Raw genomic sequence first — 20,873 nt, 5'->3', positions numbered from 1 at the left:
CTGGCAGCGCATGACCAATTGGAGACCGCCAGTCACGAAATTCCCCAGGCAAGCCCCGATCAGCAACACCAGTCTTGATCGCAGCAACAGCATTGTCACGACCTCAGACACGGCTCCCTCAACGTGCGGCCATCTCAGCATCTTCGGGCAGAAGCTCGGTCGGGCCTTTGCCTGCGCGCTTCCGAAGAACGACACCGAGAGAGATGTGCCGATGCCAGAGGGTGGCGGCCGTACACGCTGCCGTGGGAGACGCTCCCACCCCCATATCGATCGTCGCGACAAGCTCTCGGGTGTGGAGAACGTCAGCCTTTTCGCATGTGGTGAAGCAGCATCAACGCCGCAACAGTGTTGGCAGACCTGATCGCTCCCCCGCGCACCATCTCAGGCACCCGCTCAAGCGAAACCCACTCGCGACGATCCGACTCGAAATCATCCACCGGATGACTCACGTACTCGGCCCCATCGGCCCAATAGACGTGACAGAGCACATCCGACAGCCCATTCGCAGGCTCAACCGTCATCAGATGCCGCAGCGGACCAGCCCGCCACCCCGTCTCCTCCAGCATCTCCCGCGCAGCAGCCTCAACCACGCTCTCCCCCTCATCAACAACCCCAGCCGGCAACTCCCATCCCCACGTCCCCGTGATGAACCGATGCCGCCACAACAGCAGTACCTCGTTCTTCGCGTTGACCGCCGCGGTCAACGCAAACGCCCGCTGACGAATCACAAAGTGATCAAGGTGCCGCCCATCCGGCAGCTCGACATCCGCCAGATTCACCCGAAACCAAGGGTTCTCATAGACAGCCCTCTCACCAAGGTTCTTCCACTCCACGACGGATCAATCACCGTCCGACTGAGCCAACTCGTCGGCGATCTGCAGGCAGAACGCAGCAGCGTCGCTGCCTGTCAGTGCAACATCGAGCAGCTCATCGATCCAGTAGGAGAAGTGGGCGACGACCTCCGGCTCGGTCAGCCGAATATCTCCGGCGACGGTTTCCACGACCACGAGATCGCGGTCGTACATGCCGAAGCCCGAACCTGGGTTGACGGGTGAAGCTACACCGAAGGGGACAACACCGAATTCGTGACCGGGCAAGGTTGCCATCTCGGCCAGGTGCGCGAGCTGAGCGCGAAGAGTCCCCACGCCGATCCGCCCGAATCGGGTCCGGAGCGCAGCTTCGCCAACGACGTGAATGATCCGCCGTCCCGGCTCGTAGAGAATGCTCTGCCGTCGAACCTTGGCAGCGATGATTCGGCCGACGTCCTCGGGTGTGATCCCATGCTCGGCCAGGAACTTGTCTCCGTCCGCCATCCCCTGGATGTACGCCGGTGTCTGCAATCGGCCCGGAACCATCGCGGGCTGGTACTCCGCAAGAAAGACACAGGCCGTCTCCAAGGCGCCGATCTCGGACTGCAGAGCAGTCGGACTGCCTGCGTCCGCAACCCGATCGCGCCAGGCGCCGTACTGCGCGGCAGCCTTGTCGCGAAGTGCGAGGAGCGGCGCCAGATCTGCTCCGGTCGCCTCCGCCCACGCGGAGATCTCGGCATCGGTCGGAAGCTGCCGACCGGTTTCTATCTTGGAGACCTTGGGCTGCCACCACCCAGCACCAAGCTTCTTGGCCAACTCGATCCCGGACATGCCCGCCTGCTCACGGACAGCGCGGAGTCTGGCACCGAGTAGGCCAAGGGCCTGGCTACTGGATGTCGGGGAATCCACCGGTGATGGCCTCCGGGTTCAGGTCTGTTGCTGGCGTTCGTTGAGGTAGGTCTCCAGCGGTACCGACTGCGCGATGGCGGCATCGCGCCACCTCAGGTGCTGGGCGATCTTATCGGGGTCAGTCACGAGTTCAGCGCCGACAAACGCAAAGACCTCGTCGTAGTGCATCTGCCACACGTAACGCTCGTCGAAGAGCCAGTAGTCGTGCTGGGGTACGCCTTCAGGCCAGGTACCCTCGGGCGCAACGATGATGCGAATCTCATCACCGGCAGCATCCATCTGCGGGTAGCCTGCGAGCTCGAAGCGGGTGTAGTCGGTCAGCGGTTCCACGATCACCCGAACCCTGGCCATTTTGTGTCCAGCGTCTGCGTGCCTCCTGGCCATCGAGGTCCACCACGACAGGTCCAAGTCATACGTACCATCGGCAAGGAATCGGGCCACTGCCTCCTCTTCGCCTGTCGCGTCGTACGTCTGCAGGCCCTCGAGCCTGAATGCTGACTGGCTGAAATCCGCGAACAGACTCAGCCACTCCGCCGTATCAGCCGGCCTGATCCAACGGCTCACCCCTGCCCTCCGTCGAGTTCGGCAGCCAGGAACGCCTCAACCTCAGCAGCAACCGCGGGCCGTCCGCGCTCAGCAAGGAAGAGGCCTGCAGCCCGAAGGAGGGTTTCGGTCGGGATCTCCACCGCCGTCTCATCGTCGGCCACATCACGGAGTTCCGCAGTGGTCTGCGGGTCGAGCCGCTTGCCCTGGCTAACCATCACGGCCGGTGTATCGGCAACGTAGATGGCCGGACACTGGCCTGCGACCTGCGAATCGGCCGACTTGCAGATTCTAGTGAGCTTCATGGGGCACACCGCTTCCTCTAGAAGGGGACAACTGCGGTCGAGTATTGCACATTATGCTCGGAGCATATTATTCTCCAGCTTCACTCACGGAGTCAATGTGAGCACTGCGGGTGACCATCACGCCCGCACACGAGAGGACCTGACGATGACACCGACGATCGATCTGGATGCCGAGCGCTTCCCCGTGGGGAGTGCGTTGCGCCCCGGAGCAGGGAAGACCCTTAGGCCGTTCGGCGTCTCTGTTGCTCGACCGCAACCGCACTTCGAAAACCAGCGAGAACTCGTGAGCCTGGACCCTGATTCACAGATCGGCTACTTCGGTGATCGGCCACTTCGCGACATGGTCATGTCCGGCACTACCTGCTCGGTCGAGAGCGACGGCAAGGACGTAATCAGCCTCGATTGGATGACGGACGACAAGTGAAACCGCACAGCGGCCCAAGCCCTCAAGTTCTGGTGCTGACAGAGATCTGTGACCCGACTGCTGACTTCGTTCTCGACCACCTGAATGAGCGAGGCGTCGAGTTCTGGCGCCTGGACCCCGGCGACTTCCCCGATTCCCTGGACCTGTCCGCAGGCTTCGATGGGTCCTGGTTCGGAGAAGTCCTCGGGCCGCTGCGCCTTGCGGAACTCGGCGAGATACGAGCGGTGTACTACCGCCGACCCTCGGGCTTCAAGACGCCCAAAGACCTCCCCGGTGCCGAGGCTGCCTTTGTGAGATCGCAGGCAAGACACGCCCTCTACGGCGTACTCGCGGCCCTACCGCAGGTCACTTGGCTGAACAGTCCCGGCAAGATGGCCGATGCCCGCATTAAGCCATACCAACTCGCCGTCGCAGCAACTGTCGGCCTGACGACACCACGGACACTGCTCACCAACCGCCCGCACGATGTCGTTGCCTTCGGCCGGCGAATGGGACGCATCGTGACGAAGACCCTGTCCACTGTCGTTTACGAAGACCCGCGGGTTGGCAAGGGGCTGCTCTACACCACCGAGGTACCGGAAACAGACTGGGCAGATCCTGCCATCACAGCGACGGCCCACCTGTTCCAGGAAGTGGTCGACCGCGACTACGAGGTACGCCTGACATATGTTGCCGGGCAATGCTTTGCTGCTGCCATCGAGCCGGATGATCCCGGCGGCGACCTGGATATCAGAGCCCATGGTCGAGCAGTCAGATACACACTGGCGCGCGTTCCTACCGAGATCACGGCCGCGGTGCGTACGATGATGGATCGCCTCGGCCTTCTGTTCGGTGCCTTTGACTTCATTGTCCGGCCCGACGGGCAATGGGTTTTCATAGAGGTCAAACCCAACGGGCAGTGGGCATGGATCGAGCAAGCACTCGGACTACCGATCAGTGCAGCATTGGCAGACATCCTGGAGAAAGGCGCAGCCGAGTGAAGGCGACGCTCATCGAACGCAAGGCTGAGAAGCTACGCCATCAACTGGTCAACGAGCTGGCAGCCGAGGGCGCACTGACTTCACACGAGTGGCGAGCCGCCTTCAACGAGGTACCGCGCCATGTCTTCGTCCCGGTCTTCTATCGCCAGACGCCCGCCGACCAGTCGACCGTCGACGCAGGCACGCCTGACGAGTGGCTCGCAGGCGTCTACAGCGACCAACTGCTGGTCGTCTCCCCCGATGTGAAGTCGTCGAGCACCGTACCCAGCCTGATGGCGACCATGCTGGAAGCCCTCGACCCGGCAGACGGAGATCGGACGCTCGAGATCGGCACCGGCACCGGCTACAACGCCGCATTGCTATGTCACCGACTCGGTGACAGAAATGTCGTAAGCGTTGACATCGCGGCCGACCTGATCGATGCCGCTGGCAAATACCTGGCCTCGCTCGACTACCACCCAACACTCGCCATCGGCGACGGCGCAGACGGATGGGTCGGCGGGGCTCCGTACGACCGCATCATCGCCACCTGCGCCCCAAACCGGGCCCCGCAGTCATGGATCGACCAGACGCAAAGCGGCAGCCGCATCGTCACACCCATCGCCACGGGAATCGCAGTCATCGACTTCGACGCCGACCACCACGGAACCGGGCGCTTCCTGGCCGGCCCTGCGTTCTTCATGCCCTTGCGGCCCGCGCCGCGGCCAGCCGATCTCAGCGGTCAGATCACCGAAATCACGTCAGCAGCCGCGCAAGTGCGACCAACAGAGCTAGACGAATCAATCTGGTTCGACAGCGACTTCCGCTTCATACAAGCCCTCGCCCTACCGGGCCTCCGCTTCCTGAGCAAGCTCTCAGACAGCGGAGTCGCGATATTCATCGTCCCGGATGGTTCGTGGGCACGCATCGACCAGCAAACTGTCGCCCAAGGCGGCCCACAGAATGTCTGGGACCTCCTAGAGGTCGCACATCGACGGTGGACCGACCTCGGACGCCCCTCACGCGAGCAGTTCAGCTTGCGCATCACACCCGGAGCCCAACTGGTGCGACTTGATGGCACGGACACGGCATGGCAACTGCCAGACCTTCCGTGACGAGTTGACTAGCCTGCGACGTGCAGTGCAACTTACTGACCACTGACGAAGGGACCACCGTGGCCGACGACACCACCGACCAGTCCGCGGCAGGCACCATCGCCTTCGCCTACGAGATGGGCGTCCTCAAACGCCTTCGCCGCGCCGGCTGGTGGCACGTCGGCGTCCGCGACCCCGAATCCGTCGCCGAACACAGCCTCCGTGTAGCCCAACTAGCAGCATTGATCGCGGCCGAGGAAGGCGGCGATCCGGCCCGCGCTGCCTACCTGGGAATGTGGCACGACTCGCAGGAAACTCGCATCGGCGACATTCCCCACAGCGCTCGCCCCTACATCGAGGTCGCCTCCAACGAGCGCATCACCGAGGACCAGGTCGCCGGCCTACCCGACACTGCCGCCAAGAGCATCCGTGAGGCAGTCGCCGAATACCAAACCCAAGACACCCTCGAAGCGCGCTGTGCCAAGGACGCCGACCGCCTCGAGTGCCTTCTGCAAGCCGTCGAGTACCGCGAGAGCGGCTACACCCGAGTAGACGGCTGGATCGAGTCCTCCCGCACCAACCTCCGAACCGATTTCGGCAAACGCCTCGCCGACGCGGCTCTCACCGTCTCACCGCTCACATGGCGGAATCGGTAGTACTTGTCCCCAAGACCGATATGAAGGTGGATAGACGTGGCTCAGAGCGGCATTCCGGAGTTGGCGCAGGACGTCGTCAACATGGTTCGCTCGATGCTTGACGACCTCCGTCCCAAGCTCCTGAAAGCTGCCCTTACCGGCCGCCGTGCCGAGACTGAGAACCATCGCCATCAGGACAACTTCCTGTCTGGCTACGACTCCTCATGCATGATCTCTACAAGCAGCGCCTCGCCGAGTTCCTTCCGTCGTTCATCTACGCCTCCGAGGAATCGGATCTGGAGGTGGTTGGCTCTAACGAGAGTCCGGACTGGTGCGTGCTTGTAGATCCGCTGGACACCAGTGAGCTCGCGGTACGTGCACTCCAGGGCTATACGCACGTCATGGTCTATTCGCTCTCTAGAGAGCGGCCCATAGTTTCTGTCGTCGGCGACATCTTTCACCATGTTCAGTTATATGTAGCTGCTCTAGGCGACGACGGAGTTGATCGGGCCTTCGCCGTCACGAGGGATGGCGAATGGCACGCTATGACGCGTAGACCGAGGGTCGCCCTGTCGGAGGCCTTGGTGACCAACTACCTGATGCGGCCCGAGGCGAGACTCCTGCCGCTCGCTCGACAAGAGGACCTTCTGAAGGCACTCGGTGCAGAGGGACCTGGTGGTAAGCGAACGGGCCGGATAGGCGTCGGCCATGGCTCGGCCTCCCTGTGCCACGTCGCAGCGGGGTTCACCGACGCAACCCTCGAAATCCAGAAGGGATTTGCGCCCTGGGACTTCCTGCCGGGACATTACGTCCTACACGCCGCTGGCGGCACTGCCATCGACCTTGAAGGCAATCCGATCGGCCTGGACTACGGCTGGAACAGCATCACCGAAATAAGCCAGGCCATGGCGGGCAAGCAGAAGTTCATCGCTACGAGCGACCCTGCCCTCGCCGAGGAAATCCGCAAGACGCTCCGCCGCTGACTCGAGCCTCGACACATCCCACCGGCCGAGGCATCGACTCGTCTTCTCGGCCGGATCGAGCACCTAGTTCGAGCGATGAGACCAGCCGTCAAAGCAGCATCTCTTGCAAACCCTTGACCTCGGCCAGGAAGTGCTCTTCGAGGATCTGCTGCTCGTAGCCTTGTTTGGCCAGCAGCGGGAACGGTTGCCCGGGCCGCGGGTCTTCCACGTATCTCGGAACCAAGTGCGCATGAAGATGAGGGCTTGAGTTGCCCAGGGTTTCGTAGTTCATTTTCAGGGGTTCGTAGTAGGCCACCAGCGCCCCCCTGCAGCTCAACATCCGCCAGATTCACCCGAAACCAAGGGTTCTCATAGACAGCCCTCTCACCAAGGTTCTCCCACTCCATCAGTTCGGCGGTCCTTCCTTGACGCCGATAGACGTCGGCTTCACCGCGGGCACGACCTCAACCGGCCGGTCCCCTGGCGGGATCCGATACCAGTCATGGAGCTCCTTGAAGCACGCCTCGTAAAGCTCATCGGTCGGAGGCTCTCCCCTGATCTCGATACCAATACTCTCCGACAGATCGATGACTGCGTCGATGCCCTCACGGCGCATGATCCGGGCGAGGCGAAAGTCGACCTCCTCCGCGAAGAACGCATCCAGCTCCTTCCTGCCGCCAGGCGGAAACTTGGCCAGGCAAGGACCGAAGATGATGTCTTGGATGCGGTTGATGTCGCCATAAATGCGCAGCCTGCCGTCGTCATCCCTGTACATCACGACGTCGTACTGAGCCAGGCATCGGTTGACCTCGTGCAGCTCGTCGCTCATAGCCACTCTCATCGATGACAGAACCCATAGGAACAGCCACGAGATTAGTCGCCGAGAGAGCCCTCGACCTCACTGTTGTCACATCTGGTGAACCAGCAACGACGCCGCGACGGTGTAGTCAGACCCGACCGCTCCTCCTCCACGTTTTGTCCGCACGCTCCCGACATGTGACCAGTGGTTCGAGTGTTCTGTTCGAGTGTTCCCGATTTGATGTACTCGAACAGTTGTTCTACTGTTGGCGCATGACGAGTCGATCGATCTGCGCCACCGACGAGGAGCTGTACGCCGGCTATCTCGCCGCGCAGCCCGATCTCAACCCGCCCCCCGAGCAATGGCCCGACCACCCCGACTCCTCACCCCCCTACGACCCCGACGACCCCGACGCGATCGTGGCTCTCAGCGCCGACGACCTGTTCGGCGAGCCCTACCAGGCCAACAAGGTCGACGACCTCGAATGGGAGCTGTGGTCCGGCCTCGACCAGGACGAGGCCGAACGCGAGATGCTGCGCCGGTCCGCGCCGGCCTGGGTGTTCCTGCCCCCAGGCGGCGAACTCGCCACCGCACTCGAACCGGTACGCCCACAGACCGAGTCCCCGATCGTGCTGATCGAGTTGATGAAAGCAGCAGCACGACTCGCCTCCTGGGCCGAATCGATGAAGGCAGGAGCGATGGCCACGTTCTTCCGCCAGCGCAAAGCCCAGTACGCCGACAACCCGCGACCCGCCCAGACCGATTCCTCCGGCCGACCCGTCGACCCCGAACGATCCTGGGCCGCCGAGGTCGGCGCAGCCCTGCACCTGTCCGCAGACACCGCCGTCCACCACATCGAGACCGCACTCCACCTGACCGGACCACTGTCAGCCACCAACACCGCACTACGATCCGGCGCCCTGTCCTGGTCCAAGGCCCTGTCGATCTCAGAAGCCACCCGCAACCTGCCCGACGAATCAGCACAAGCAGTCGAAGCACACGTACTGCGGCGCGCGCCATCCCAGACCCACGCCAACCTGCGCAAATCCCTACGCCGCCAAGTCGCCAAACACACCGCCGCCGAACAAGCCGACGAACACCGCGAAGCCCTCCGCGAACGCACCTGCAAAATCGTCCCCCTGGCAGGCGGCATGGCCGGCCTCTGGATCGTCCACACCGCCGACAAGATCCAGCAAATATGGGTCGCCGTCCAAGCCATCGCAGACCTCTCCAAACGCCCCACCAACTCCGCGACGGCCGCGAGCCCTACCGCCGACGTCGAGCCCACCAGCACCGGCCCCAGCACCGACTTCGAGCCCACCACCGACGCCAGCCCCACCGCAGACGCCGAACCCACCACCAGTGCCGATCCCACCATCGACGTCAGCCCCACCGCCGACTCCGAGCCCGCCACGGACCCGGCCACACCGAGCGAGACCGACGCCAACGCTGCGACAAGCGTCAACACCGGCGCGACTCCCGGTCGCGAGCCCGACCCGACGGCCAACACGCCTGGTGTCAACACCACGCCCGACACCGACACTGACACCGGCACCGGCAGCGGCGGTGGCGGTGGCAGCGGCGGCAGCGGCGGTGGCAGCGGCACAGACGCCGACACACTGGCCGATGATGCCCTGGGCAACCATTCTGATCCCGCCACCACGAACACCGAGCCCGGCCAGCAACCACGCCCACGCGACGAACGCACCGCACCACAACGCCGAGCCGACGCCGTGACCGACCTGTTCGAGCACATCCTCCACAACGGACTCGACTGGCTCGGACGCCGACTACCCGACCAGCACAAAAGACGCCCACACATCGAAGTAGTCATCCCAGCCAGCACCCTGCTCGGCCTGGACAACGACCCCTGCGAACTCACCGGCTACGGACCCATCCCCGCCGACCTCGGCCGCCGCATCGCCACCAACGGCACCTGGCGCCGCCTCCTGACCGACCCCATCAACGGCACCGTCCTGGAAGCCTCAACCACCCGCCACGACCCCGGCACACTCGTCAGCGAAACCCTCCTCGCCCGACACCCCGTCTGCGCCTGGCCCGGCTGCAACCGCACCTCCCGCGAATGCGACCGCGACCACGGCACCCGCTTCGCCATCTCCGGAACCACCAGCCTGGCCGGACTCGCCCCCTACTGCCAATACCACCACCTCATCAAAGACACCCCCGCCTGGGGCTGGCACACCCAAAACCACCCCGACGGATCAATCACCCTCACCACACCCACCGGCCACCGCTACACCACCGTCCCACCCGCCCGCGGCCCGATCCAACACCACCAACACCAACCCCCACACACGCAGCAACCTCACGCCGACGACCCGAGACAGGAACCGCCAGGTGCGTCGCAACCAGCAGACCGCATTAGCTCATCGGATCCGCCACCATTCTGAGAAGTCACGCCCCAGCCAGAGCCGCCGTGACCACCTTGGGAGCTCGGCGTCAGGCATGGTCGCCTTGAGCGCGCTCCGATCCGATGCCGCCAGGCAGCTCTGACTTAGTCTGCTACGTGCAGTCATCCCGCTGACCGCTGGCGAAGGGACCGTGGCCGACGACACCAGCGACTCCCACGCCGCGGGGGCCATCGCCTTCGCCTACGAACTGGGCGTCCTCAAACGCCTCCGTCGGGCCGGGTGGTGGCACGTCAGTGTCCGGGATCCTGAGTCGGTCGCCGAACACAGCCTTCGCGTCGCCCAACTTGCCGCCCTCATCGCAGCAGAGGAAGGCGGCGATCCTGCCCGTGCCGCCTACCTCGGCATGTGGCACGACTCCCAAGAAGCCCGCATCGGTGACATCCCCCACAGCGCCCGCCCCTACATTGAGGTCGCCTCGAATGCCTTCTGCAAGCCATCGAGTACCAGGAATCCGGCTACACCCGAGTAGACGGCTGGATCGAATCCTCACGCTCGAATCTCCGAACCGATTTCGGCAAACGCCTCGCCGACGCGGCTCTCACCGTCTCACCACTTGCCTGGCGCAACCGGTAGCCCGCTCAACCGGATCTGCACCGCTCCGGGAACACCGTCATGGCGGGTCGAATGCTCAGCCGGGTCGGGTAGGCACGAAGACACGAATCCCTCCAGCGAGGCCGTGCTCATGGGTCGCGAGGCCGGTCGGCTGCCTTCCGACAACGGGTCGGCCGTCAGCAATCGTTAGGGCGGTGTGCAGGTCTAAAGCCTCTGACGCAGCACGCCCCGATTGCATAGAGTCACGGATCAGTCCACTGCAGCAGTCAGTTGCCGACTGAGCGTATCCGCTCGGGCAGGCTTCCGGATCGGGTCCGGACTGGCCCGTCCATCTTGGGGGGAATTCATGACACAGCAGTACCCGCAGCCGCCGCATGGGCAAGTGCCGATGCAGCCGCCGAAGAAGAAGAACAGCAGCAGCACCAAAACAGCCCTGATCATCGTCGGCTCCGTCGTCGGTGGCCTTGTCCTGATCGGCATCCTGGGTTCGCTTGGCGGCAACGACGCCGACCCCGACTCGACGGCGGGCGACCAGCCCACGACAACAGCATCGGCTACGGCCCCTGCGCCGAAACCGGTCGCTCCGACGACCGCACCCGCCGTGCCGAAGACAACAGCCAAGCCAGTGCCGGTCAAGCCCGCAGAGCCGAAGCTCACGTGCGAGGACCAGGAGGATCGGTCGAAGCCGTGCACCGTGAAAGGTCGGCTCAGCATTCAAGCTCGGCTCGCACACCGTGATGGCCGGTTGGAAGATCGAGGACTCCGGTTTCGGCATGACGATCGTCGGTAAGGCGAAGAACACCGATGACAAGACCAGCACGATGTTCACCCACATCAAGTTTCTCAAGGGCGACGAGGTGCTGGCGAACGTCATGTGCAACACCGGCGACCTGGAGCCCGGTCAGACAGAAGCGATGAACTGCATCCCGGACGGTACGTACACGAAGAAGTTCGACAAGGTCACTGCCGAAGCGAGCTTCTAGGGCTTTTCCCCACACCGACCCCACGCTTAGCGCGAATCGGCACGGGCGGGCGATGGCTCGGCGTGATCCCGGTTCTGCTGCGGGACCACGCCGAGCACGAGCGGTTGGTTGCACGGTGGCCGGCGGCAGCCGTCCGCGTGCGGGGCCTGTGCTTACCTACCTGATGCGCATGCCGGAGATGGCTCGGGAGATGACCAGTCGCTGGATTTCCGACGTACCCTCGAAAATCGTGTAGATCTTGGCGTCTCGGTGCATGCGCTCTACCGGGTACTCGCGGGTGTAGCCGTTGCCGCCCAGGATCTGGATGGCTTCTTCGGTGACCTTGACGGCGACCTCGCCGGCCTTCAGCTTGGCCATCGAGCCTTCACCGTGGCGGTAGTCGGGGGTTTCGCCTCGCATCAGGGCCGCTGACATGTTGGCGGCTCGCCAGACCAGCAAACGCGCTGCGTCGATTTCCATGGCCATGTCGGCGAGTTTGAAGGCGATGCCCTGGTTGTCGATGATGGGGCGGCCGAACTGTTCGCGACCCTTCGCGTAGTCCAGCGCGAACTCGTAGGCGGCGCGGGCGATGCCTACCGCCTGGGCGCCGACGATGTGGCGGGTCATCTCGAAGGTGGCCATGGAGGCGTTGCGAACCTTGGCTTCACCCGAAGCGGCGGCGCGGGCGCGGGCGAGGCGCTCGTCGAGCTTCTCCTTGCCGCCTAGGACGTTGGCGGCGGGGATGCGGACGTTGTCGAAGAAGACGTCGGCGGTGTGGGAGGCGCGCAGGCCGTGCTTGCGCAGCTTGGTGCCCTGCTCCAGGCCCTTCACTTCACTCTTCGGTACGACGAACGCGGCCTGACCCTTCGTGCCCAACGAAGGGTCGACGGTGGCTACAACCACGTGGATGTCGGCGATGCCGCCGTTGGTGGCCCACGCCTTCTGGCCGTTGATGACCCATTCAGAGGTCTTTTCGTCGTACGTCGCTCGCGTGCGGATCGCGGAGACGTCGGAGCCGGCGCCTGGCTCGGAGGAGCAGAACGCGGCCACGCGAACGTCGTCAGGCGTGCCGTAACAGCGGCCCATCCACTGGCTCCACTGCTCGGGGGTGCCGTTGGAGAAGATGGCGGACGAGGCCAGGCCGGTGCCCTTGAGCGACATGCCGATGCCGGCGTCGCCCCAGAAGAGCTCCTCGTGAACCAGCGGCATCAGCAGGCCCGACGGGTCGACGAAGAGGTTGATGTTCATGTCGAGTCCGTAGAGGCCGATCTTGGCGGCCTCCTGGATCACGGGCCACGGGGTCGTCTCACGCTCGTCCCACTCGGCGGCCGCCGGGCGCATCACGTCGGCGGCGAAGGCGTGGGTCCAGTCGCGGATCTCGCGCTGCTCGTCGTTCAGGGCGAACGAGAAGGGACTCCAGCCTGGCTTGGACCGCTCGGCACCTAGTTCACCGGCCAGCGCCATCACATCAGTGGAGACGGCGGGCTTGGGGTCGGTCATCGTCATCAACATCCTCCGGCAACTACAGGGGGCACCGAAACATCCGAAAGCAGGAACGTCCGAAAGCATATGTTACCGATGAGTGTAACCGTCGTTTGCACCAAGGGGTACCGGTATGGCTAAGATCGGTCCTATGAGCTCCGCGCTGCTCGCGATCGGACGCCGCCGGACCACGGCGGAGCGTCGGCGCGACCGGGAGCGGGACATCATCCGGGCCACCCGGGAGCTGTTCGACGAGCGGGGCACGATCGACGCTCAGATCGACGATATCGCCAAGCGGGTCGGGATCAACAAGGCGCTGATCTACCGGCACTTCTCCGGCAAGGAAGAGCTGTTCGCGCTCACGCTGGTCGACTACCTCGGCGAGCTGGACGACCGCCTCAGCGCCGTCGACAATCCCCGCAAAACGCCGCTCAACCGGCTGAAGGCGCTGAGTGAGGTGTTCGTCGACTTCTGTCTGGAGTTCCCGGCCTTCACCGACTGCGCGATGAGTCTGCTGCGCAGGACCGGTGAGGAGTTGTTCGGTGAGATCACCGAGCCGGTGATGGTGACACTCGGTACGGCGATGGCTTCCGCGCTCGGCCGGATTGCCGTCGTACTGGAAGCCGGGCAGCGGTCGGGTGCGTTCGCGAAGGCGGACACCGCGTACCTGGCCAACCATCTGTACACACAGACGCTCGGATCGTTGCACATGGCAAGGGTCGGGCTGATCGTGTCGAGCGGGAAGCCGGGACATCCGGTGGTGCATCATGCCGAGGTGGCGACGGTGCGGGCGACCGCGATCACCGCGACCTTGGCAACCGCAGTGGGGCGCTTCGCTTATGAGGTTCCGAAGAAAGCACGCAGAGCAGGAGACAAACCATGACCGAGCCCCGCAGAGTGGCTGTTGTCGCCGGCAACCGGATTCCGTTCGCACGCCAGGACAAGACGTACCGGCACTCCTCGAACTCCGACATGTTGACCGCCGCGATCAACGGCCTGGTCGACCGGACCGGGCTCGGTGGTCAGGAGATCGGTGAGGTGGTCGCCGGTGCGGTGCTCAAGCACGCCCGCGACTGGAACATGGTGCGCGAGGTGGTGCTCGGGTCGAAGCTCGCGGCCACGACCCCGGCGTACGACATCCAGCAGGCCTGTGGGACCGGGCTGGAGGCGGCGATCCTCGTTGGGAACAAGATCGCGCTCGGCCAGATCGACGCGGGCATCGCGGGCGGCGTCGACACCGCGTCGGACGCGCCGATCGCGGTCAACGACAAGCTGCGCAACATCCTGCTCGATCTGAACCGGGCCAAGACGTTCCAGGACCGGCTGAAGGTCCTCGCCCGCGTGCGGCCGAAGGACGTCGTACCGGAGATCCCGCGCAACGCCGAGCCGCGCACGCGGAAGTCGATGGGTGATCACGCGGCGCTGACCGCGCTCGAGTGGGGCATCACTCGTGAGGCGCAGGACGAGATCGCGTACCGCTCCCACGTGAACCTGGCCGCGTCGTACGACCGCGGTTTCCAGCAGGACCTGATCACGCCGTACCTCGGCCTGGAGAAGGACCAGAACCTGCGCCCCGACACGACGCTGGAGAAGCTGGCCAAGCTGAAGCCGGCGTTCGGCAAGGGTGAGACCGCGACCATGACGGCCGGCAACTCAACCCCGTTGACGGACGGGGCGTCCGCCGTACTGCTGAGCACTGATGAGTGGGCCGAGGAGCACGGGCTGCGGCCGCTCGCTTATCTGACGCACTCGCAGACCGCGGCGGTCGACTACGTGAAGGGTGCCGAGGGCCTGCTGATGGCTCCCGCGTACGCCGTACCGCGGATGCTCGCGCGCGCCGGTCTGACGCTGCAGGACTTCGACTACTACGAGATCCACGAGGCGTTCGCCTCCCAGGTGCTCTCGACGCTGAAGGCGTGGGAGGATCCGATCTTCTGCAAGGAGCGGCTCGGTCTCGACGCCCCGCTGGGCGAGATCGATCGCGCCAAGCTGAACGTGAACGGCAGCTCACTCGCCGCGGGCCACCCGTTCGCGGCGACCGGCGGGCGGATCGTCGCCGCGCTGGCCAAGCAACTCGACGAGAACGGCGGTGGCCGCGGCCTGATCTCGATCTGCGCCGCGGGCGGCCAGGGTGTCGTCGCCATCCTCGAGAAGTAGGAGCAGACCCATGACGGACCGCTACCAGACCTTCACCCGGACCCCGCTCGGTCAGACGCTGGTGAAGAACCTCGGCCTGCCCGACCCGGTGCCGCTGCAGCGCTGGACCGAGGGTTCGCGCGTCATCGACGGCTCGGTGGTGTTCGGCGCGATCGGTGAAACCGAGGCCGGCAAGGCGATCCAGGCGTTGCTGCGCGACATCGGCGCCTCTTTCAGTACGGCGACCGAGGGCGTCGCGTCGAGCCAGATCCGCCCGAAGGCGCTGGTCTTCGACGCGACCGGCGCGACCTCGACGGCCGACCTGACGAGCCTCCAGCGCTTCTTCTCCCCCGTCATCCGCCAGCTCGCGGCCGCCGGCCGGGTGATCGTGGTCGGCCGGACGCCGGAGCTCGCGACGTCGACCGAGCAGCACATCGCTCAGCGCGCGCTCGAGGGCTTCACCCGCTCGCTCGGCAAGGAGGTCAAGCGCGGCGCCACGGTCAACCTCGTGTACGTCGCCCCGGACGCCCACGAGCAGCTGGACTCGACGCTCCGCTTCTTCCTCTCCCCCAAGTCCGCGTACGTCGACGGCCAGGTGGCGCGGGTCGGGACCGGACCCCTGGTGGGCAACGATCCGGATCGCCCGCTGGCCGGCAAGGTCGCGCTCGTGACCGGTGCGGCCCGTGGAATCGGTGCCGCGATCGCCGACACGCTCGCTCGGGACGGCGCAACCATCCTCGGCGTCGACGTCGCGCAGAACGCGGATCCGCTGCGCAAGGTGATGACTCGGCTCGGCGGTTCTGAGCTCCTGCTCGATGTGACCGCGGTCGATGCCGCACAGCGGATCGCTGCTCACGCCCAGGAGCAGTACGCCGGTCTCGACATCGTCGTACACAACGCGGGCATCACGCGGGACAAGCGGCTGGCGAACATGCGCACCGACACGTGGGACGCCGTACTGGATGTGAACCTGCGTGCGCCGGAGCGGATCACCGAGCACCTCGTCGAGTCCGGCACGATCCGGGCCGGCGGCTCCATCATCGGGGTCGCGAGCATCGCCGGGATCGCGGGCAACAACGGTCAGACGAACTACGCCACCTCGAAGGCCGGCGTGATCGGGCTCGTGCAGGCACTCGCGCCGAAGCTGGCCGACAAGCAGATCCGGATCAACGCGGTCGCGCCCGGGTTCATCGAGACCGAGATGACCGCGAAGGTGCCGTTCGCGATTCGCGAGGTCGGCCGCCGGATCAACTCGCTGCAGCAGGGCGGGTTGCCGATCGACGTGGCCGAGACGATCGCGTGGTTCGCCGACCCGGCCTCGGCCGGCGTCACCGGCAACATCATCCGGGTCTGCGGCCAGAGCATGCTGGGCGCCTGACATGCCGACCCGCCGGTACGACGACTCTCCCGGCCTGGGCGGTCTGTACGCGAAGACCGTGAAGGCGACGCTGCGGCGTGCGGACTACGAGCCATCGGAGGACGGTCTCACCCTGGAGTTGCCGCACTCGGCGATCGACCAGGACCACCTCGCGGCGTACCGGGATGTAACCGGGTTCCCGGCCGGTCCGGCGTTACCGGCGACGTACCCGCACGTCCTGGCCTTCCCGCTGCACCTCGATCTGATGTCGGATCCGTCGTTCCCCTACAAGCCGATGGGGATCGTGCATCTGTCGAACACGATCACCCAGAAGCGGCCGCTGCCGATCCATGCGGAGCCGGCGATTCGCGTGCACAGTACGCCGGAACGCCCGCACCCGAAGGGGATTGTCTTCGACATCGTCAGCGAGGTGCTGGTCGACGGCGACGTGGTGTGGACCGATCTGACGACCTTGCTGAGTCGTGCCAAGGGGTCGGAGGGTCATGTTGATCTGCTGCCGGACCCCGAGCTGCCGCCGCAGGCCTGGTGGGATCTACGCGGCAACCTCGGTCGTCGGTACGCCGCCGCTTCTGGCGACAGGAATCCGATTCACCTGTTCAAGCTGACTGCGCAGGCGTTCGGGTTCCCGCGCCAGATCGCGCACGGCATGTGGGCGAAGGCGGCCGCGCTCGCATCGCTGGAGCGGGCCGCGAAGCTTCCGGAGGAGTTCACCGTCCGGGTCGACTTCCGCAAGCCGCTCTTGCTGCCCTCGCGTGTGCAGTTCGGGTACGCCGTTGGTGGCAAGACCACCGACTTCGTCCTGTACGACGACGCTCACGAGGTCACCCATCTGATCGGTCAACTCCAGGAAGACTGAAGCGCGCCGGGGATCACCTCCTGCGCGACCCGGTCGAGGACCTCGCCGATCGGTGCTGCGTCGCGGCGGCTGCCGTCGCGTTCGCGGATGGCGAGCTGGCCGGCTGCGGCCTCGCGAGCGCCGAGGATGGCCTGGTACGGCGCCAACCGGTTCTCGCGGATCCGCGCCCCGAGGTTTCCCTCGTCGGCGTGCGCGACCTCGACCCGCAGTCCGCGGGATGACGCCCGCCGGGCGACCTCGATGGCGAGCTTCTCCTCGTCGTCCGAGATCGGCAGCACCACGAGCTGCACCGGCGCGAGCCAGGCCGGGAACGCGCCGCCGTGCACCTCGATCACCTGAGCAACCGCTCTCTCGATGCTCCCGACGATCGCGCGGTGCACCATCACCGGCCGGTGTTTGTTGCCGTCAGCACCGATATATTCGAGGCCGAAGCGCGCCGGCTGGTTGAAGTCGAGTTGGATGGTCGACAGGCTGTACTCGCGGCCGGCCGAATCGACCACCTGGACGTCGATCTTCGGTCCGTAGAACGCGGCGTCACCCGGCGACTCGACGTATTCGACACCTGCGTTGACCAGCACGTCACGCAGGAGCCCGGCGGCATGCGCCCAGCTCGCGGCATCACCGACGTACTTGCTGTCTGGGCTGCCGATGACGGCGTCCTCGGCCGGGAGCGCGAGCACGTAACGAGCCGCGCTGATCCCGAGATCGACGTACGCCTGGTTGATCAGAGAGAGCGCTCCCTGGGCTTCCTCGGCGACCTGGTCGAGGCGGCAGAAGATGTGCGCGTCGTTCAACTGCATGGCGCGGACCCGGCTGAGGCCGCCGATCACGCCCGACAGCTCGGAGCGATATTGACCGCCTAGTTCAGATAAGCGCAGCGGGAGCTCGCGGTAGCTGTGAGCACGAGACCGGTAGATGAGCGCATGGTGCGGGCAGATGCTCGGCCGCAGGACCAGCTCCTCACCGCCCATGTCCATCGGTGGGTACATGTCGTCGCTGTATTTGTCCCAGTGGCCGGAGATCTCATAGAGCGCTCTCTTCGCGAGAACGGGCGAATACACCTGCTGGTAGCCGGCGCGTCGTTCGACTTCGCCGATGTAACTCTCCAAGGCGTGCCGGACAGCAGCGCCCGCCGGAAGCCAGTACGGGAGACCTGCACCGATCAGCGGGTCAGAGTCGAACAGGCCGAGCTCGCGGCCGAGTTTGCGGTGGTCGTACATGGTTCATCTCCTGTTGAGATGGGGCGAACCACGAGGCAGACATGAAAAAACCCCGGGGCACTCGCCCCGGGGTTCAGTGACAGTCAGGTGTCAGCGCGCCGGGACAAACTCCGGCGTCGTCGTCTCTACTGCGCGCTGCAACATGCTCACTACGTTAGCCACCGCAGCTCATTTGCTCAAGTCCAATCCGACTGGCCGGATCAGACCCTCCTGCGCGACCGACGCGACCAGGCGGCCGTCCTCGGTGAAGAGCCGGCCCAGCGCGAAGCCGCGTGCACCCGAGGCCGACGGTGAGGTCTGGTCGTAGAGGAGCCACTCGTCGGCGCGGAACTCGCGGTGGAACCAGAGCGCGTGGTCCAGGGATGCCGGCTGGATCCGGCGGTCGCCGATGACGATGCCGTGCGGCAGGAGACTCGCGCCGAGCAGCGTGAGGTCGCTCGCGTAGGCGAGCACGCACGCGTGCAGCGCCGGTTCGTCCGGAAGCTTGCCTGCGGCACGGATCCAGAACTGTCGCCCGGTGACACCAGCCAGCCGGACGTTCAGAGCGGACCATTCGCGATCCCAATCGGCGGCCGCGCGACCCGACTGGGCCTCGAGCACGCTCGACAGCGTCGGCGCTTCTTCCGGCGGTACGACGTCCGCCGGGATCGGCTCCTGGTGATCCAGCCCGGGCTCGGGCTTCTGGAACGACGTGGACATGTAGAAGATCGGCTTGCCGTGCTGCGATGCCACGACCCGCCGGCTGGAGAAGCTGCCGCCGTCCCGCGTGCCCTCGACGCGGTAGATGATCGGTACGGCGGTGTCGCCGCCGCGCAGGAAGTAGCCGTGCAGCGAGTGCACGAGCCGCCCGCTGTCGACCGTCTGCCCTGCGGCGGCCAGCGCCTGGCCGAGTACCTGCCCGCCGAACACCCGCTGCAGGGAGGTCTGCGGCTGCCGCCCGCGGTACAGGTCGACGTCGATCATCTCCAGGTCGAGCAGCTCGACCAGGTCTTCCAGCGACTCAGGCATGCCTCATCCTGACAGGTCGCTCCCCTGCGTCGGCGTCATTCCACTCCGGTGGGCTGTGGGTCCCGTCACGCGGACGCTTTCGGTGAGCTTTCGGTCGCCTTCGGTAAACTTATGATTGAGAGCTCAACGACCAAGCACTTGATTGAGGAGACCTGTTGTGAAGCTGCCCCCCATCGCTCAGGACGTCGTCCTGCTGATCGCCCGCGTCGGCGTCGGCATCGTGTTCGTCGCGCATGGCTGGCAGAAGTTCCAGACCAACGGCATCGACGCCACCGCACAGGCCTTCCAAGGGATGGGCGTGCCGTCCCCGACCATCTCGGCGTACTACGCGACCGGCGCCGAACTGATCGCCGGTACGGCGCTCATCCTCGGCGTCCTCACCCCAATCGCCGGCGTACTCCTGACGCTCGACATGCTGGGCGCGTTCCTGTTCGTCCACGCCCCGAACGGCGTCTTCGCGAGTGACGGCGGCTGGGAACTCGTCGCCGCCCTAGGCCTCTTCGCCCTCACCGTCGCGGTGGTCGGCCCCGGCCGCTTCAGCCTCGACCGCCTCATCATCCGCACCCCAGCCCGAGAATCAGTCCCCGCCTGACCCCTCCCAATTTCCCTGCCTACCCAGCCAAATCGGGGGTCCTACACCCTCATGCGCGTACCGAACCCCTGATTTCCCTGCCTACCCAGGGAATGAGGGGCCACCGCGGGTGAGGTCACGCGGGCAAGGTGGGCGGACGGCAGGTCGGGATGGGCACGGCAGGTGAAGGTGGGGCGAACTGGGCAGTGCGTCCGGAGATGAGGAGCGGGCGCCATCCGTGCCGACCGCTTCAGCCTCGACCACCTCATCATCCGCACCCCAGCCCGAGAGTCAGCCACCGCCTGACGCGACCCCCGTCATCGGCAATCTGAACGGATGACCCCAAAGCCGGTTAGTTAGTGGGTCAGGGTTGGTGTCAACGGGCCTGCCGCCGAGCTGACGTCCGAAGAACCCGCAGGCCTGGTACGGCGTGTCTTCGGACGTAAGCGGCGCCGTCGCCGGTTCCGGGGAGGACTCGGGTCGGCGTCCAGCCGATGTGGGGAGGATATAGGACCGATTCGGGGGGCAAATCCTCCCCAGATCCCGTTCCGGGCCGGGCAAACCCTCCCCAAACCGGTTTGGGGAGCCACAGCGCGACAACCACCAGCGAAACCAGCACCCCGCAAACCCGACCCCACCGCGCTCACCACACCCAACGTCCGAACATCCGGAGACCACGCCCGCAGTTCTTTCGGACGTCAACGCCAGGCGGGCTGCTTGACACCGCCGCCGACCCACTAACTAACCGGCCTTGCCGATGACCCCTGAAATTGCCCCCCTTCTCCCCTCGAAATTTGAGCAGAGAAGGGACGACTCGAACGGATATCCCCTGAAATG

General features: G+C 65.3%; 23 protein-coding genes. 14 read left to right on the top strand and 9 right to left on the bottom strand.

Features of this window, described 5'->3' with window-relative positions; translation table 11 throughout:
- Window positions 1-302 precede the first annotated feature (302 nt).
- Genes ACFVWG_RS18485 through ACFVWG_RS18470 form a run of 4 tightly spaced genes read right to left on the bottom strand, consistent with a single transcriptional unit; the run spans window position 303 to window position 2,566 of the window.
- Complete coding sequence (locus ACFVWG_RS18485; RefSeq protein ID WP_391544515.1) at window positions 303-833, bottom strand: NUDIX hydrolase; 531 nt, start codon at window positions 831-833, stop codon at window positions 303-305.
- Between the two features lie 6 nt (window positions 834-839).
- Window positions 840-1,718, bottom strand: a complete 879-nt coding sequence (locus ACFVWG_RS18480; RefSeq protein WP_391544514.1) for a helix-turn-helix domain-containing protein — start codon at window positions 1,716-1,718, stop codon at window positions 840-842.
- An 18-nt stretch (window positions 1,719-1,736) separates the two neighbouring features.
- Complete coding sequence (locus ACFVWG_RS18475; RefSeq protein ID WP_391544513.1) at window positions 1,737-2,282, bottom strand: DUF6879 family protein; 546 nt, start codon at window positions 2,280-2,282, stop codon at window positions 1,737-1,739.
- Window positions 2,279-2,566, bottom strand: a complete 288-nt coding sequence (locus ACFVWG_RS18470) for a hypothetical protein (protein WP_391544512.1) — start codon at window positions 2,564-2,566, stop codon at window positions 2,279-2,281. Before ACFVWG_RS18470 ends, ACFVWG_RS18475 begins: the two co-directional genes overlap by 4 nt.
- Window positions 2,567-2,711: 145 nt before the next feature.
- Between ACFVWG_RS18470 and ACFVWG_RS18465 the strand changes: the two genes are divergently transcribed.
- The 5 genes from ACFVWG_RS18465 to ACFVWG_RS18445 all read left to right on the top strand — a co-directional run bounded on the left by ACFVWG_RS18465 (window position 2,712) and on the right by ACFVWG_RS18445 (window position 6,661).
- Window positions 2,712-2,990, top strand: coding sequence for a hypothetical protein (locus ACFVWG_RS18465; protein WP_391544511.1), 279 nt, complete (start codon window positions 2,712-2,714; stop codon window positions 2,988-2,990).
- Entirely contained in the window at window positions 2,987-3,970 is a 984-nt protein-coding gene (locus tag ACFVWG_RS18460) for an MvdC/MvdD family ATP grasp protein (protein ID WP_391544510.1), read from the top strand. Before ACFVWG_RS18465 ends, ACFVWG_RS18460 begins: the two co-directional genes overlap by 4 nt.
- Entirely contained in the window at window positions 3,967-5,064 is a 1,098-nt protein-coding gene (locus tag ACFVWG_RS18455; protein WP_391544509.1) for a methyltransferase domain-containing protein, read from the top strand. Before ACFVWG_RS18460 ends, ACFVWG_RS18455 begins: the two co-directional genes overlap by 4 nt.
- Window positions 5,065-5,084: 20 nt before the next feature.
- The gene (locus ACFVWG_RS18450; RefSeq protein WP_391544508.1) at window positions 5,085-5,699 is read left to right on the top strand and encodes an HD family hydrolase; all 615 of its coding nucleotides are present in this window, start codon (window positions 5,085-5,087) and stop codon (window positions 5,697-5,699) included.
- 203 nt (window positions 5,700-5,902) lie between these two features.
- A complete protein-coding gene (locus ACFVWG_RS18445) occupies window positions 5,903-6,661 on the top strand; it encodes an inositol monophosphatase family protein (RefSeq protein WP_391544507.1) in 759 nt (252 codons plus the stop codon).
- Window positions 6,662-6,749: 88 nt separating this feature from the next.
- Here the strand turns inward: ACFVWG_RS18445 and ACFVWG_RS18440 are convergent, their stop codons facing one another.
- Window positions 6,750-6,956: a hypothetical protein gene (locus ACFVWG_RS18440; protein WP_391544506.1), complete on the bottom strand. Its 207-nt coding sequence runs from the start codon at window positions 6,954-6,956 to the stop codon at window positions 6,750-6,752.
- 90 nt (window positions 6,957-7,046) lie between these two features.
- Window positions 7,047-7,469 (bottom strand): hypothetical protein, encoded by a 423-nt coding sequence (locus ACFVWG_RS18435; protein ID WP_391544505.1) that lies wholly within the window; start codon window positions 7,467-7,469, stop codon window positions 7,047-7,049.
- 242 nt (window positions 7,470-7,711) lie between these two features.
- On the opposite strand from ACFVWG_RS18435, the gene ACFVWG_RS18430 reads away from it, so the two are divergent.
- From ACFVWG_RS18430 to ACFVWG_RS18415, 4 genes are all read left to right on the top strand, one after another.
- Window positions 7,712-9,850, top strand: a complete 2,139-nt coding sequence (locus tag ACFVWG_RS18430) for a DUF222 domain-containing protein (RefSeq protein WP_391544504.1) — start codon at window positions 7,712-7,714, stop codon at window positions 9,848-9,850.
- 151 nt (window positions 9,851-10,001) lie between these two features.
- Complete coding sequence (locus ACFVWG_RS18425) at window positions 10,002-10,340, top strand: HD family hydrolase (RefSeq protein WP_391544503.1); 339 nt, start codon at window positions 10,002-10,004, stop codon at window positions 10,338-10,340.
- A 429-nt stretch (window positions 10,341-10,769) separates the two neighbouring features.
- Complete coding sequence (locus tag ACFVWG_RS18420; RefSeq protein ID WP_391544502.1) at window positions 10,770-11,213, top strand: hypothetical protein; 444 nt, start codon at window positions 10,770-10,772, stop codon at window positions 11,211-11,213.
- A complete protein-coding gene (locus ACFVWG_RS18415) occupies window positions 11,197-11,406 on the top strand; it encodes a hypothetical protein (RefSeq protein WP_391544501.1) in 210 nt (69 codons plus the stop codon). Before ACFVWG_RS18420 ends, ACFVWG_RS18415 begins: the two co-directional genes overlap by 17 nt.
- Before the next feature lie 156 nt (window positions 11,407-11,562).
- Here ACFVWG_RS18415 and ACFVWG_RS18410 read toward each other — a convergent pair whose 3' ends face one another.
- Window positions 11,563-12,891, bottom strand: coding sequence for an acyl-CoA dehydrogenase family protein (locus tag ACFVWG_RS18410; RefSeq protein WP_391544500.1), 1,329 nt, complete (start codon window positions 12,889-12,891; stop codon window positions 11,563-11,565).
- Between the two features lie 127 nt (window positions 12,892-13,018).
- Here ACFVWG_RS18410 and ACFVWG_RS18405 point away from each other — a divergent pair, with 127 nt between their 5' ends.
- The 4 genes from ACFVWG_RS18405 to ACFVWG_RS18390 are packed head-to-tail and all read left to right on the top strand — an operon-like array spanning window position 13,019 to window position 17,237.
- Complete coding sequence (locus ACFVWG_RS18405) at window positions 13,019-13,750, top strand: TetR/AcrR family transcriptional regulator (protein ID WP_391544499.1); 732 nt, start codon at window positions 13,019-13,021, stop codon at window positions 13,748-13,750.
- Window positions 13,747-15,024 carry an acetyl-CoA C-acetyltransferase gene (locus ACFVWG_RS18400; RefSeq protein ID WP_391544498.1) on the top strand — a complete coding sequence of 426 codons (1,278 nt, stop codon included), beginning with the start codon at window positions 13,747-13,749 and terminating at the stop codon, window positions 15,022-15,024. The genes ACFVWG_RS18405 and ACFVWG_RS18400 overlap by 4 nt, the downstream gene beginning before the upstream one ends.
- 10 nt (window positions 15,025-15,034) lie before the next feature.
- Complete coding sequence (locus tag ACFVWG_RS18395) at window positions 15,035-16,381, top strand: 3-oxoacyl-ACP reductase (RefSeq protein ID WP_391544497.1); 1,347 nt, start codon at window positions 15,035-15,037, stop codon at window positions 16,379-16,381.
- A 1-nt stretch (window position 16,382) separates the two neighbouring features.
- Window positions 16,383-17,237, top strand: coding sequence for a MaoC/PaaZ C-terminal domain-containing protein (locus ACFVWG_RS18390; RefSeq protein WP_391544496.1), 855 nt, complete (start codon window positions 16,383-16,385; stop codon window positions 17,235-17,237).
- Here the strand turns inward: ACFVWG_RS18390 and thrS are convergent.
- Both thrS and ACFVWG_RS18380 read right to left on the bottom strand, forming a co-directional pair.
- On the bottom strand, window positions 17,219-18,457 hold the full coding sequence (gene thrS / locus ACFVWG_RS18385; RefSeq protein WP_391544495.1) for a threonine--tRNA ligase: 1,239 nt from the start codon (window positions 18,455-18,457) through the stop codon (window positions 17,219-17,221). The two genes, ACFVWG_RS18390 and thrS, sit on opposite strands and share 19 nt — an antisense overlap.
- Before the next feature lie 168 nt (window positions 18,458-18,625).
- Complete coding sequence (locus ACFVWG_RS18380; protein ID WP_391544494.1) at window positions 18,626-19,465, bottom strand: acyl-CoA thioesterase; 840 nt, start codon at window positions 19,463-19,465, stop codon at window positions 18,626-18,628.
- 157 nt (window positions 19,466-19,622) lie between these two features.
- On the opposite strand from ACFVWG_RS18380, the gene ACFVWG_RS18375 reads away from it, so the two are divergent.
- Window positions 19,623-20,057: a DoxX family protein gene (locus ACFVWG_RS18375; RefSeq protein WP_391544493.1), complete on the top strand. Its 435-nt coding sequence runs from the start codon at window positions 19,623-19,625 to the stop codon at window positions 20,055-20,057.
- Window positions 20,058-20,873: the final 816 nt, after the last annotated feature.

The sequence above is a fragment of the Kribbella sp. NPDC058245 genome (assembly GCF_042882005.1).
In the GTDB taxonomy this organism is placed as follows: Bacteria; Actinomycetota; Actinomycetes; order Propionibacteriales; family Kribbellaceae; genus Kribbella.
The sequence above is the reverse complement of the archived record's forward strand: the minus strand, read 5'-3'. Positions and strand labels throughout refer to the sequence as shown.

Bases quoted from the DNA above. Each gene is read 5' to 3' on its own strand.
- ACFVWG_RS18470 (WP_391544512.1), bottom strand. From the start codon at position 2,566: ATGAAGCTCACTAGAATCTGCAAGTCGGCCGATTCGCAGGTCGCAGGC.
- ACFVWG_RS18465 (WP_391544511.1), top strand. From the start codon at position 2,712: ATGACACCGACGATCGATCTGGATGCCGAGCGCTTCCCCGTGGGGAGT.
- ACFVWG_RS18445 (WP_391544507.1), top strand. From the start codon at position 5,903: ATGCATGATCTCTACAAGCAGCGCCTCGCCGAGTTCCTTCCGTCGTTC.
- ACFVWG_RS18435 (WP_391544505.1), bottom strand. From the start codon at position 7,469: ATGAGCGACGAGCTGCACGAGGTCAACCGATGCCTGGCTCAGTACGAC.
- ACFVWG_RS18430 (WP_391544504.1), top strand. From the start codon at position 7,712: ATGACGAGTCGATCGATCTGCGCCACCGACGAGGAGCTGTACGCCGGC.
- ACFVWG_RS18420 (WP_391544502.1), top strand. From the start codon at position 10,770: ATGACACAGCAGTACCCGCAGCCGCCGCATGGGCAAGTGCCGATGCAG.
- ACFVWG_RS18415 (WP_391544501.1), top strand. From the start codon at position 11,197: ATGACGATCGTCGGTAAGGCGAAGAACACCGATGACAAGACCAGCACG.
- ACFVWG_RS18410 (WP_391544500.1), bottom strand. From the start codon at position 12,891: ATGACGATGACCGACCCCAAGCCCGCCGTCTCCACTGATGTGATGGCG.
- ACFVWG_RS18405 (WP_391544499.1), top strand. From the start codon at position 13,019: ATGAGCTCCGCGCTGCTCGCGATCGGACGCCGCCGGACCACGGCGGAG.
- ACFVWG_RS18400 (WP_391544498.1), top strand. From the start codon at position 13,747: ATGACCGAGCCCCGCAGAGTGGCTGTTGTCGCCGGCAACCGGATTCCG.
- ACFVWG_RS18395 (WP_391544497.1), top strand. From the start codon at position 15,035: ATGACGGACCGCTACCAGACCTTCACCCGGACCCCGCTCGGTCAGACG.
- ACFVWG_RS18390 (WP_391544496.1), top strand. From the start codon at position 16,383: ATGCCGACCCGCCGGTACGACGACTCTCCCGGCCTGGGCGGTCTGTAC.
- thrS (WP_391544495.1), bottom strand. From the start codon at position 18,457: ATGTACGACCACCGCAAACTCGGCCGCGAGCTCGGCCTGTTCGACTCT.
- ACFVWG_RS18380 (WP_391544494.1), bottom strand. From the start codon at position 19,465: ATGCCTGAGTCGCTGGAAGACCTGGTCGAGCTGCTCGACCTGGAGATG.